Below are 12,632 nucleotides of genomic sequence, written 5' to 3' on the forward strand. Positions count from 1 at the left end.
CGATGTTTTTTTAACTTTGTTGTAGCTTTAAATTTTATCATGGACCTAATATGTATCAAACTCCTACTTATTTTTTCAATAATCACGCCCGATTCTGGAAGATTAATTATGTTTCTTATTGAAGATAATCCCACATTAGTTTTAGTAAAAAGCTTCACAACCTTTTGTACCAACCTTTCATTTTAGTTGAATCTCTTACTGTTTAAATTCGACAAAAAAATTTTAGTTAATTCTTTCTTTGTTAAACAAAAAGGGAATGGAGAAAAACATTCCCTTTTTGACTACATGCCAATCATATTTGAGTTTTATTTAGTAAATTTTGGTTTAAGGCCACCTTTATAGGGTTCATGTTCAACGAATACAGTTATGTCCTTGCCGTCTTTATCTTTACCAGTTCTTTTATACGTAAATTTATTATTATTAAGTTCGGTAAGTTCAAGAGCGGCTCCATACTTATTATCTCCAATTGAAACATGGGCTCTTATTTTATTTTCGTGTACAATATCGAAGTAGCCATAATCACCGCGGCTTTTGCCTGTTTCAACATTGAAAAATTCATATTTATTAGTCTTGTCATCAAATTTTGCTAGACTTATAAACATCGAATTATACTTTGTAACGTCATTGCCATCTTCATCTAATACCTTTGTTCCGTTCCAAAGGGTACTACCTAAAATTTTATCTCCATCAACGTCTTTAACAATATCTCCTGTAGTAGTGTCTAACTGCTTGTCCGGATCAGTAAAAGACAGCTCTTTTTCTTTATATGGAACATGTTCAACGAATACCTCTACATCGTTGCCATTAGCATCTTTCCCCATTCTTTTATAAGTAAAAACATCTTTATTTAGTTCTGTCATGTCAACAACAGCTTGATAATTCATTGATTCTGAAATTAATATTCTCTTCTTCCCATCATTGGTGATAAAGAATGTTCCTTTATCGCCACGACTTTCACCTGTCTTAGCATCAAAAAATTCATATCTTCCTGATTTTACATCATATTTCGCAAGACCAATAAAATTTGAGTTCTCTTTTGTTAAATCATTATTATCTTTGTCATACACTCTTGTACCTTGCCAATTTGTACTGCTAAGAATGTTAGCCATTTCCTGTCCTTTGGTTAACTTATTTTCCTTTTTAGTCTCTTTAACAGCTTGTTCTTGCTTTTGTTTACTATTATTTTCTTTGGCGTCAGCACTAGCACTGCACCCTGTTAATACTAATGTGAATCCGAGCAGTATTGATGAAATTGCTTTTGCTTTTTTGTTCATTTCTATCGTCTCCTCATTTTATGATTGTAGTGTAATATACATTATTGCCTATTATTTATATTAGTTTTAGGGTTTCGATTGTACTGAGGGGGAGCTTATCAAACTGGCTATTTTGCTCCTGCTTTTAACAAAATTTGTTCAATTTCTTTAAACTCTTTCTCACGTGCATGTTGCAAAGGAGTTATATTATTTCTATCCGGAATGTTCACATCCGCCCCGTGATCGATTAGCAATTGTATGGCTTGCTGTTGTCTTTCACCACCGTTATTTAACACGATTGCTTCCATTAATGCGGTCCAACCGAGATCATTTACATGATTTACATCAATATCAGTCTTAATGAGAAGTTCCTTGATGGCATCTATATGACCATGTTCTGAAGCAGGAATCAATGCAGTTCCTCCATAACGGTTAATCATCGCCGGATCCGCCCCTGCTTCGATCGTAAGCTTAAGAATTTCAACATATCCTTCTGCACCGGCATATAAGAAAGGATTGTTTTTCATGTTATCTTGAATGTTGACGTTAGCCCCCGCTTTAATCAAGACTTTAACGGTTTCGACATCATTATTATAAGTTGCAATCATAGTAGCAGTTCGTCCTTCTGAGTCCTTTGTATTTATATCGACACCTTCGTCAATCAATCTCTTTATTGTTTCTGTTTCCTTTCGTTCTGCAGCTTGAATTAATTGTTCATTCATATCTATTTCTACCCTTACCTCTTTTTCCTGTGTATTTGGTTCAGCATCATTATCTGAGACACATCCCTGAAGGAGGCTAATACCTCCAATAACTATTGTTATCAACCTCCACATCAAATTCACCTGCCTATCGTTCAATATTATTTTTGGCTATAAACTGTAAATAAAAGACTCAGATCCACTCAATGAACTTAGTTACTACTTCTAGTATGTTAGTGCACAATTATAAACTCCCTCTAAATAAATTCTTAAAAAAAGATAAACTTATTCTTAAAATTTCTTCATGTAAAAAAAAATAACCGCCACTATTGTGACGGGTCTAAAACACTTTATTTAATTTAAACATTGAATCGATATCCGGCTCCCCAAACGGTTTCCAAGAATTTCGGCTGTGCAGGGTCTCGTTCAATTTTTCCACGAATTTTCCTGATATGAACGGTGACCGTTGAAACATCTGCAGCTGACTCCAGCCCCCAAATCTTTTCATAAAGCTGCTCTTTGCTTAATACTTGGTTTGGGTGCATTACAAAAAATACGAACAAATCAAATTCCTTTGTCGTAAACGGAACTTCTTCTCCGTTAATATTTACTTTGCGTGCTGACTTATCAATGGATATTCCATGGACGAAAATCGTATTTGAATTGGATTGATTCCCTGCTAACCGTTCATAGCGCGCTAAATGTGCTTTCACTCTAGCAACCAGTTCGCTTGGACTAAAAGGCTTAGTAATATAATCGTCTGCTCCTAATCCAAGACCTCGAATTTTATCGTTATCTTCCTTTTTGGCGGATACAAGCAATATAGGAATGTTTTTAACAGCACGTATTTGTTTGCATATTTCAAATCCATTTAATCCTGGGAGCATAATGTCCAGGATGATTAAATCATAATTTCCTTTAAGCGCTTGATGAAGCCCTGCATCACCAGTATGTTGAATATCGACACGAAAATTATTTATTTCTAAGTAATCTCTTTGCAATTCTGCAATGCTAATATCATCTTCAATAAGTAATACTTCTTTCACACTTTTTCACCTCTCCTTAGGGAAAAGAATACACTTGTACCTTTGCCTATCTCACTAGAAGCCCAGATTTCCCCTCCATGCTCCCCAATAATTTGTTTTGCGATCGCAAGTCCTAAACCACTTCCGCCAGTCTGAGAATTTCTCGATTGTTCCGCACGATAAAAACGATCAAAAATATATGGTAAAGAAGAAGGGTCTATTCCTTGCCCATTATCCGTTACTTGTACAACTACATCATATAATTGTTCATGTAGGGAAATAGAGATGTTCTTTTTGTCTTTGTTCATATATTTCAGACAATTGCTCATTAAGTTGGCTAATACTCGTTTTAATTTCTCCCTATCCGCTGTCACGTAGAAAGGTTTATTCAAAAGATGAAACTCAATATGAATACCTTGCTCAAGTAAATCCAGTTTAAGTTCTTCTAAGTAGTCTCTCATATATTTATCAAGTTCGATTGTTTCAAAATTGAATGGTTCCTTTTTTAAATCTAGCTTAGAAAATAAGAACAGCTCATCAATCAATGAATCCATATCTTTTGCTTTTAAGTACACAGTCGATAAATACTTTTCCATTTTTTGAGGAGTATTTGCTACACCATCTTTAATCCCCTCAACATATCCAATAATCGAAGTAATAGGTGTCTTTAAATCATGTGAAATATTAGACAGAAGCTCTTTTCGATTTTCTTCATACTGAAGCTGCAGATTAACGGATTCTTTTAATTTTATTCTCATTTCCTCAAATGCCCTATTTAATTGCCCGATTTCATCATTCGAAATGGCCTTGATTTCAAAATTTAAATCTCCTGATTTTATTCTTTCGGCACCTTCTTTAAGAATTGAGATAGGCCTAATAATGCTTCGTGAAACTAAATAGTTCAATACACCAATAATCATAATAAACAGAAACAGCAAAAGTCCGGATAAAATTGGAAACAATTCTCGAATGAGCTCAGCATAGGAACTTGCCTTTCTTAATACGAAAATACTTCCTTCACTTTTATCCGGAAAATAAAAATCAAACTTCACATACGTAAAAAAATTGTCGTTTATTCTAATCGTATCTCGCGTATTGATGTTTGTTTCTTCAAACCCGGGAAGGGATTTAACCAATGCCTGTTTGTCAAGAGCAGGGGAAGCGTACTCGACTTTTGTGCCCTTTCTAACAACAATCTCGATATCCTCCTGCTCAATCCCCTTGATCTCCTTTTCATTTAGGAGCTGTTTAGGATTTTTTTTAGCAAAAAGCTTTAAATCGAGAAACACACTTTCTTCTACTGTTGTCAAAGGTTTTTGTACATACGTTTTTTTGTAAAGATGTTCTATAGATTTTACATCACCTGTAATGGCAAAAATAATTAAAAAACCAGCTGTCAATAATAAAGTGATAGAAAAAAGGATCACCCCAACATAAGACAACAGAAACCTCATTTTAATTGACATCTCTTTCACTCACTCTGTTATAAAATTTTCACCAGATCATTCCTTATTCTTAGCATGCAAGATACTTTTGTAAACCACATTATCCAGATTAAAGAACCTCATTTTTCTAAAATATTTAAAGAACTATATCACACAAATCTTAAAACTTTCTAAAATATGTATGAAATATTTCTAAACACCTTATAATAAGTGATGCTTTATTCTGTAGAGTATTAATTCCCATTGAGTTGTAGATAAACCAACGCGGGGTATCGTCTTGAACTATGAATATACAACTTTTAGGGAATTTAAATTTAAAAAACCTAATTTCTCAAAATTAATATTGAGAAATTAGGCTTTTTTCGTTGCACTATTAAAGCGCCCTTAATTGAATAACTAAAACATGATCTCAATCTTAAAATCAATTAATTTATCTTTGGGTTAGCACCCGTTCGTAATATAGGGGTTAGCAAAATTGGGTAATTTTAATATTTTATTGTGTTATAATTTAAATAAATAATATTTGAATATTCAAATATATCTTGCATTACGAATAATAAATTATAAAGAAGTGATTTTTTGTGAAAAAATTGATATTTATTTCAGTTCTCCTTTTATTACTTCTTTTTGGTTGCAAAGGCTATAAAGAAATAATTTTTGACCCATCTAAATTAAAAGTAATAAATACTGCTTGGGATGAACAGGGGAATGAAACATACATCAAATATGAAGCACCATCTGTAAAAGATGGCATAGAAGCACTGCCATTTATAATAAAATTACCCAAGACGATACCTTTTGAAACCGATGGTTTTAAACCTGCTATTATAGAGGATTTAGAAAATGACGGAAAAAAGTTATTGGTCACTTTTCGTGCTTATTCGAAAGAAGAGAATCCGGATCATCCGATAATTTTGAAAATCATAGTATACAATTTCAATATATCCCCACCCCAACCCAAATATTATGATGAAGTGAAATTAAAAAATGGTGTTGTTGGCAAATACTCGCCATCAAATCTTTATTTTCAAATAGATGATATTGAATATCATATTCATATTTTTGGTTTACCTAATGATGATAATTATCCAAAGGTGTTATTCAATATCGCCAATCAAATGATGTAAATTATGCAATTTAAGAATCTAATAATTGAAATGGAATAATGCCCGTGGGACTTGCCACTGTCCTTTTTCGCGCAACAAAGTTTAATAAGTGCTACTCCACAATCTGGCCCTTAACATAAAGAAAGAGCGTAATTCTTGCTGCAGAATTGCGCCCTTTTCTTGAATTGGAGTAATCAAATGTAATTGATTAGGAATGTTTATAGGATCTATGGAATTTAATAAGGTTATAGTAGTTCCATATTTAAAGTACTGAACTCAGTCTATCTAATTTTAAAAAGTAAATTAACGGCTGTTACCGGATATTATTCGTTGCCATTTACAATATGGTTTAAGCACAAGATCTGCTGCCTAAACTAATAGAAAAAAAACCTAGTACTCGGAGTACTAGGCTTATGAAATGTATTATTCGTTCCCTTTACCATTGTCTTTCTTATTCTCAGCGCCTTTATTTTGGCCGTTTTGTTTCTTTTCATTTGCTTTTTGTTGTTTATCAACTTGCTTTTCTTTAGCTTCTTGCTTTTTAGCAAGACCTGTTGCCTGACCTTCAGCACGCTTTTCTGCAGCCTTAGCCTTTGCTTCTTCTTTCTTAGCTAATCCTGGAGCAACAACAGTAGTTTCTTTAGTTTCTTCTGCAACTTCAGTCTCAGCTTGTTCGTCTGTTACTGGTTCTTCTACGGCTGTTTCCTCTGTTACTTCTTCTACTACTGTTTCTTCAGTTACGACTTCCTCAACTACTGTTTCCTTTGTTGCTTCTTCTACTGGGGTTTCTTCTGTTGTCGCAGTTTCAGTATCTACTGCTGCTTCTTCCTCAACAACTTTTTCATCATCAGTAGTTTCAACTGCAAATTTTGCTGCTTTTGCTTCAAGCTTTGCAAGCTTCTTGTCTAATTTCGCAAAAGACTTTTGAATATTTTTCATTAATGCTAATTGAGCTGTAGGGTTTTTAACATGTGATAATGCTGCAGCTAATGCATCAATGTTTTGAGCAAGTTTCGCTTCTACTTCATCTTCTGTCGCTTCATCTTCTGCTGCAACTTCTTCGCCTTCCGTTGTTTCTGCTGTCGCTTCAGTGTCTTCAGCTGCCTGATCTTCAGTTACTTCAGTTTCATCAGCAGCTTCCTCTGTCGCTTCTGTATCTTCACCAGAAATTTCTTCTGATTCTGCTAAACTGTCAGTAGCTTCCTTTTGAATAGCGATTGCCTCTTCTAAAAGTGCTGTTGCCTCATCAGTTTTTCCCTCTGCAAGCAATGCATTTGCTTCAGCAATACGCTCAGCAGCAAAATCAGCTAAAAGACGAGCTTCCTTGTAATCATCAAATGTGACAGCAAGTCTTACTTTTTCCATCATAATTTTTACAAAGTAAAAGAAATCTCCAGGAACCAAAGCTGGTGCCTCTTCTTGCTCTTGAACCGTTTCTTCTGTTGTTTCTGTGTCATCTGCTTCTTCTTCAGTAGCAGAATTTTCTTCAGTTACCTCTTCATCTGTTGCAACTTCCTCATCCGTAGTCACTTCTTCTGAAGCCTCATCTTCTGCAGTAGCTTCTTCATCAGCTAAATTTTCTTCTACCGCTGTCGCTTCATCGTTTACATCAACTCCAACTACTTCTTCCGTATCTGGTGTGGTTGGTTCAACTGTATCCTCATTTGCATATGCAGCGCTTGTTCCTAAAGAAGAAAGAAGTAGTGCTGATGCTGCTGCACCGCTTATTAGTGATTTTTTAATTTTCATAGACTGTTTCCTCCTGATCTGATTTTCATTACACCCTTCGACAAAAGTAGACAGGTTTGTGTCGGTAAATCTGAAAAAAGTTTATATAATTTTTCGAAATTTGGAATGTGAATTATTTTACAGCAAGACAAAACCTAAGTACAAAGTAATCAGCAATACAAAAATATTAAGAAGTTTTCTCGTTTTTATTATCGTTAATTGGCAATTAAATCAATTTTAAAACTCTAACAGCATAACCCCATGCTGATTAGCATGGGGTTAAAAAAATTGTTTAATTTTTGTCGTAGATATCTCACTGCACTAAAAAATATTACAGTAAAGTTGTTTAAATCTTAAAGTTATTCTATAATCGCGCCCGGTTCTTGAATAGAGATACTACATAATCCATTATCTATGATAAAACAAGGAAATACTGTATGTTCTTAATTGTCTCAACCTGATTACCATGTACTTGTTCTGTGTAGTCAATCCACTTATAATTTTTTATTTTGCTTTCTAGTTTTTCGTTTATTTCATCTTCAATTTCGTGCATCAATTTAACTATTTCATCCAACGACATATTAAAGCGATTGGCTGCTTGAAGGTGGGGTAATTGCTCTTTGAGAAGGGCTAAAAATTGCTCTTTCGTTTCGGATTGTTGTGCTAAACTATCTTCAATATCTTCAATAAATTGATAAAGCTTTCTTTTACTTCTTGGTAGAGAAGCCACAATATCCCTCGCAAAAATCTCCATCACTTTTTCATTCATTACATACGACCATCTTTCCCTTAGTGTTCAAAATCATTTATATTCATGTTCGGCTAGCCTTTCTAAATCTTCAAATGGCATTCTTAACATAAATCAAACAGGAACTTGTAAGCACTACACTAACGTTGTTCCTGTCGTTCCACTGCTTACCAGCTAGATTTTTTAACTCCAGGGATCTGCCCCTTATGTGCTAATTCACGAAAAGCGATACGAGACATCTTAAACTTTCTTAAGTATCCTCTTGGCCTCCCAGTAACTTGGCAACGGTTATGAAGCCTAGAAGGTGCTGAGTCACGAGGAAGCTTACTTAATGCAGCATAATCCCCTTTTTCTTTTAGTTCCCTTCTTAAATCCGCATATTTATCTACCATTTTTTTTCTTTTGATCTCTTTTGCAACTTTGGATTTCTTTGCCACTAATGTTTGCCTCCTAAATTCTCTTTAATAATCATAATGATTACGATTTTAAGATCAGACTCTTCAAAGTTAAACGACTATGTTTACACACTTTATCAACTATCTAAATTAACTTGTTTCAAACAAAGGCTTTGTCAGTGTTTTTGGAGTTATTAAAGGAAAATGTTGCATGCAACTAATCATAATTAGCTTTGACTTAATAGCAAAAGCCGATAAACCCTAGATTTATCGGCTTTATTAAAAATTTAGCAGAAATAGACGTGTTAAATTATTTTGTCTCACGGTGAAGTGTATATCTTTTTAAACGTGGGGAGTATTTCATTAGCTCAATGCGGTCTGGATTGTTCCTTTTATTCTTGGTCGTAATATAATTACGATCTCCTGTTTCTGTACATGCTAATGTGATTTTCACTCTCATGGTTTTCATCTCCTAATTTTGAAGTAGCGGATATTTATTGAAATCTGGCGGATAGTTGTACAACAGTGACGGATAAACGACGAGTTTACGACTATTGTGCTGCTATAAATGGAGGAAGTGGGTCCTTTAGATCATTCCAGTCCAGTTGCATCTCCTCATCCGTTAGCAAGCACTTATCTAATGAAGCTTCAATTTCATATTGCGACATGTCCACCCCAATGAAGACAAGTTCAATCATTCGGTCTCCAAACTGATCGTCCCATTTTTCAAGCAGTTCTGGTTCATCTTTGAGAATCTGTTCTCTTTCCAATTCCGGATAAGCAGCCAACCATTCTCCCGCACCTTGCAGAATGATTGATGGTCCTGCTTGTGACAATAACCCAGTCATATCATTTCGAGTAGCTAGCCATAAGAAGCCTTTTGCTCGAACAATATCTTCTGGCCACTCTTCCAGCCATTCCGTAAATCTTTCCGGATGAAAGGGTCTTTTCCTTCGATAGACAAAGGATGAAATGCCATACTCTTCTGTTTCGGGAGTATGCTCTTCATTTAATTCCTTTATCCAGCCTGCACCTTGGCTTGCTTCTTCAAAGTCAAATAAATTAGTATTCAAGATTTCATTTAGTGCCACTTGACCATGTGAGCTCTCAATGATCCTGGCATCTGGATTTAGCCTCTGAAGAACAGCCTTTAACTCCTGAACACTTTCTTTATCAACTAAATCAATCTTGTTCAAAATTAATACATTGGCAAACTCTATTTGATCAATTAACAAATCAACGACTTCGCGAGTATCGAATTCATCCATTGCTTCCTTCCGATCTAGCAAGCTTTCACCTGATGCGAAATCATGCCAGAATCGATTCGCATCTACAACGGTTACCATTGTGTCAAGCTTGCAATAATCAGGTAAGTTTATTCCAAGACTTTCATCTACATATGTAAATGTTTGAGCAACAGGAATAGGCTCTGAAATTCCGGTAGATTCGATTAAGATGTAATCAATATCTCCTCCTTGTACAAGCCTTTCAACTTCAATGATTAAATCTTCCCTTAATGTACAGCAAATACAACCATTTTGAAGCTCGACTAATTTCTCATCTGTTCTGGTGAAGCCCCCCTGTTTGATCATGGAAGCATCGATATTCACTTCACTCATATCATTTACAATGACAGCAATTTTTTTATTCTCACGATTCGATAATACATGGTTAAGCAATGTTGTCTTCCCCGCACCTAAGTATCCGCTTAACACAGTAACTGGTATCTTATTAACCATTTTGTTCACCTCTTTTTCTTAAATCAAAATCATTACGATTTAAACAATATTGCTATCCACAATACTTTATTACTTACTGAAGCTCTTGAAGGAGGAATACACACCTCTCCCCCTACTGACTGTGTTAAAAAGAATCCTTTACACAAAGCGTAATCATTACGATTTAAATAATATTATAAAATTTTCTTCAATGCAAGATTTATTAATAAAAAAATTTATATAGCAAATTTTCCATCCAATCAATTTTATATTTTTAATTCATATTTTTGTTTATTTGATCATAGATTTACTTTAAAATATAAAGCGTAATTGTTACGATTTAATGATTTGGTATATAAAAGTCGGTCAGCCTATTTTCACTGCGCTGGAGATTCCTTCGTACATCAAGGCTTGTTCAAATAAGCTGACCGACAAATTATTATATACACAAAAAATAAGGAGATTATTATGAACCGAATTATTCGCACTCATATCATTGAGATTACTGGAGTTTTGATTATCGCCTTAGCCCTTTATCTTTTTTCATTTGGCTCAAGCTTTAAAGGCTCGATAAGTCTTCCGCCATCAATCTTAAATCTGAATACTATTTTCATTAGTATCTTAATAGAAGCATTGCCCTTTGTTTTAATTGGCGTGCTTATTGCAGGGATTATCCAAATTTTCGTAACGGAAGATCATATTCGAAAATGTATCCCTAAAAATAAAGTCTTGGCAGTAATCATGAGCTGTGTCGTTGGCGCATTGTTCCCCGCCTGTGAGTGCGGAATTGTTCCGATTGTACGGAGACTCGTTGGCAAAGGGGTGCCGATATATGCGGCTATGGGCTTTATGCTGACAGGTCCTCTTATTAATCCCATTGTGATCGCTTCCACTTACATGGCTTTTGGTAATAATATGACGATTGCAGGATTGCGTATGGGGCTAGGTTTTATCATTGCTGTCATGGTTGCTTTTGCTGTCAGCCTGTTTTTCAAAGGAGCACAATTCAAATCATCTACCACCACTGTTCACATACATAAACAGCCGAAAGAGGATTTTATCACGCGGTTATGGTCCATGCTTACCCATTCAATTGATGAATTTTTTGATATGGCGAAATATTTAATAATGGGAGCATTTTTGGCGGCATTTGTCCAAACCTATATGCCAGCAAAAGCATTGCTAGAAGCCGGGAATGGGCCCGTTTCATCCATAATCGTTATGATGGGACTCGCTTATGTGTTATCCCTTTGCTCTGAAGCGGACGCATTTATTGGCGCTTCATTTAGTAGTATCTTTCCAACGCCTTCTATTTTAGCCTTTTTGATTTTTGGACCTATGATTGATTTAAAAAATACTTTAATGATGCTAAGCGTCTTTCGTTTTAAATTTGTTATGACTGTACTAGCTTTCGTTGTTGCAATCGTTTTTGTTTCATTACTATTAGTGTCAGGCTTTCTATAAGGGGAGAAATCTATGAACTTTCATTCTCAGCAGGCTATTAGAGCTCTAATTTTATTAAGCTTTCCCATCTTAATTTTTAAGCTTCATTTTACAGGAGAGATTACGAAATATATTAATCCTAAGTATGAAGGCTTAAGTATTTCAGCAGCGATACTATTTCTCGTATTATTTCTTATCCAGCTGACAAGAATTTGGACAGCCAAGGACCACAAACATCATAATTGTCATCATGAAGAAAGTGATTGCTGCCATCATCATGATCACGGTGACACACCTTTTAATTCAAAGAAGCTACTCTCTTACGTGGTGATTGTTTTTCCTTTAATAACAGGCTTCTTGCTTCCCGCCAAGGTCCTTGATGCTTCCATTGCTAATAAAAAGGGAGGCATGGCCATTATTGCGAATCAGAAACAGCAGCAAAAAAATGAAACAAGCAATGAATCTAATCAACCTGATGAAAATAGCGAAGATGATCAAAATGATATTACGGAAAATGAAAACATTGCAGTTCCAGCCCAACTAGAAGAGCATGAAATGGATCAGAATTTAACTGCCCAGGAAGAAATGTCAGAAGAAGATTATGAACTGTTGAAGAAAAAGCTAGCCCAAAATCCAAGCGTTATTATGGAAGATTCCTTATTTTCCACCTACTATGAAGATATTCATAAGGACATCCATAAATATAAAGGAAAACCCATTCAATTAACTGGTTTTGCTTATAAAGAGGATGGATTTGAACAGGATCAGCTTGTTATTGCCAGGTTTTTAATTACCCACTGTGTGGCAGATGCAAGCATTGTAGGATTTCTTACAGAACTTCCTGAAGCCTCTTCAATCGATACAGATACTTGGATAGAAGTAAATGGAGTCCTGGATATCACAACTTATAATGGAATGGAGCTTCCCTTCATAAAAATAACCGATTGGAAAAAAGTCACTGAACCTGAGGAGCCATATATTTATCCGATTAACATTAGAATTTTATAATCATTCAGATTAGCTGATAAATCTGTTTTCACAGTGATTATCAGCTTAAGAAGATGGCTTAT

The 12,632-nt window shown here is 35.0% G+C and carries 12 protein-coding genes; 3 read left to right on the plus strand and 9 right to left on the minus strand.

Annotated features, from left to right (window positions below):
- Window positions 1-305: 305 nt before the first annotated feature.
- The 4 genes from V7127_RS17340 to V7127_RS17355 form a co-directional block, all read right to left on the minus strand.
- Window positions 306-1,274 carry a DUF4822 domain-containing protein gene (locus V7127_RS17340; protein ID WP_335488177.1) on the minus strand — a complete coding sequence of 323 codons (969 nt, stop codon included), beginning with the start codon at window positions 1,272-1,274 and terminating at the stop codon, window positions 306-308.
- Window positions 1,275-1,381: 107 nt separating this feature from the next.
- Entirely contained in the window at window positions 1,382-2,089 is a 708-nt protein-coding gene (locus tag V7127_RS17345; RefSeq protein ID WP_438824026.1) for an ankyrin repeat domain-containing protein, read from the minus strand.
- Window positions 2,090-2,313: 224 nt separating this feature from the next.
- Window positions 2,314-3,000: a response regulator transcription factor gene (locus tag V7127_RS17350; protein ID WP_335488180.1), complete on the minus strand. Its 687-nt coding sequence runs from the start codon at window positions 2,998-3,000 to the stop codon at window positions 2,314-2,316.
- Window positions 2,997-4,445 (minus strand): sensor histidine kinase, encoded by a 1,449-nt coding sequence (locus V7127_RS17355; protein WP_335488328.1) that lies wholly within the window; start codon window positions 4,443-4,445, stop codon window positions 2,997-2,999. Before V7127_RS17355 ends, V7127_RS17350 begins: the two co-directional genes overlap by 4 nt.
- Window positions 4,446-5,005: 560 nt before the next feature.
- Here V7127_RS17355 and V7127_RS17360 point away from each other — a divergent pair.
- Window positions 5,006-5,551: a hypothetical protein gene (locus V7127_RS17360; protein ID WP_335355494.1), complete on the plus strand. Its 546-nt coding sequence runs from the start codon at window positions 5,006-5,008 to the stop codon at window positions 5,549-5,551.
- Between the two features lie 402 nt (window positions 5,552-5,953).
- Here the strand turns inward: V7127_RS17360 and V7127_RS17365 are convergent, their stop codons facing one another.
- From V7127_RS17365 to V7127_RS17385, 5 genes are all read right to left on the minus strand, one after another.
- Window positions 5,954-7,279: a DUF5667 domain-containing protein gene (locus V7127_RS17365; RefSeq protein WP_335348249.1), complete on the minus strand. Its 1,326-nt coding sequence runs from the start codon at window positions 7,277-7,279 to the stop codon at window positions 5,954-5,956.
- Window positions 7,280-7,670: 391 nt separating this feature from the next.
- Entirely contained in the window at window positions 7,671-8,027 is a 357-nt protein-coding gene (locus V7127_RS17370) for a hypothetical protein (protein ID WP_335347489.1), read from the minus strand.
- Between the two features lie 146 nt (window positions 8,028-8,173).
- On the minus strand, window positions 8,174-8,443 hold the full coding sequence (gene rpsN, locus V7127_RS17375) for a 30S ribosomal protein S14 (RefSeq protein ID WP_335347488.1): 270 nt from the start codon (window positions 8,441-8,443) through the stop codon (window positions 8,174-8,176).
- 268 nt (window positions 8,444-8,711) lie between these two features.
- Window positions 8,712-8,861 carry a 50S ribosomal protein L33 gene (gene rpmG, locus V7127_RS17380; RefSeq protein ID WP_335347487.1) on the minus strand — a complete coding sequence of 50 codons (150 nt, stop codon included), beginning with the start codon at window positions 8,859-8,861 and terminating at the stop codon, window positions 8,712-8,714.
- A 91-nt stretch (window positions 8,862-8,952) separates the two neighbouring features.
- A complete protein-coding gene (locus tag V7127_RS17385) occupies window positions 8,953-10,140 on the minus strand; it encodes a GTP-binding protein (RefSeq protein WP_335488183.1) in 1,188 nt (395 codons plus the stop codon).
- Between the two features lie 447 nt (window positions 10,141-10,587).
- On the opposite strand from V7127_RS17385, the gene V7127_RS17390 reads away from it, so the two are divergent.
- Both V7127_RS17390 and V7127_RS17395 read left to right on the plus strand, forming a co-directional pair.
- Complete coding sequence (locus V7127_RS17390) at window positions 10,588-11,583, plus strand: permease (RefSeq protein WP_335488186.1); 996 nt, start codon at window positions 10,588-10,590, stop codon at window positions 11,581-11,583.
- A 12-nt stretch (window positions 11,584-11,595) separates the two neighbouring features.
- Window positions 11,596-12,570 (plus strand): TIGR03943 family putative permease subunit, encoded by a 975-nt coding sequence (locus tag V7127_RS17395; RefSeq protein ID WP_335347484.1) that lies wholly within the window; start codon window positions 11,596-11,598, stop codon window positions 12,568-12,570.
- Window positions 12,571-12,632: the final 62 nt, after the last annotated feature.

Source organism: Bacillus sp. JJ1773, from assembly GCF_036962035.1.
GTDB lineage: Bacteria > Bacillota > Bacilli > Bacillales > Cytobacillaceae > Cytobacillus.

Bases quoted from the DNA above. Each gene is read 5' to 3' on its own strand.
- V7127_RS17385 (WP_335488183.1), bottom strand. From the start codon at position 10,140: ATGGTTAATAAGATACCAGTTACTGTGTTAAGCGGATACTTAGGTGCG.
- V7127_RS17355 (WP_335488328.1), bottom strand. From the start codon at position 4,445: ATGTCAATTAAAATGAGGTTTCTGTTGTCTTATGTTGGGGTGATCCTT.
- V7127_RS17340 (WP_335488177.1), bottom strand. From the start codon at position 1,274: ATGAACAAAAAAGCAAAAGCAATTTCATCAATACTGCTCGGATTCACA.
- rpmG (WP_335347487.1), bottom strand. From the start codon at position 8,861: ATGAGAGTGAAAATCACATTAGCATGTACAGAAACAGGAGATCGTAAT.
- V7127_RS17390 (WP_335488186.1), top strand. From the start codon at position 10,588: ATGAACCGAATTATTCGCACTCATATCATTGAGATTACTGGAGTTTTG.
- V7127_RS17345 (WP_438824026.1), bottom strand. From the start codon at position 2,089: ATGTGGAGGTTGATAACAATAGTTATTGGAGGTATTAGCCTCCTTCAG.
- V7127_RS17395 (WP_335347484.1), top strand. From the start codon at position 11,596: ATGAACTTTCATTCTCAGCAGGCTATTAGAGCTCTAATTTTATTAAGC.
- V7127_RS17365 (WP_335348249.1), bottom strand. From the start codon at position 7,279: ATGAAAATTAAAAAATCACTAATAAGCGGTGCAGCAGCATCAGCACTA.
- V7127_RS17370 (WP_335347489.1), bottom strand. From the start codon at position 8,027: ATGAATGAAAAAGTGATGGAGATTTTTGCGAGGGATATTGTGGCTTCT.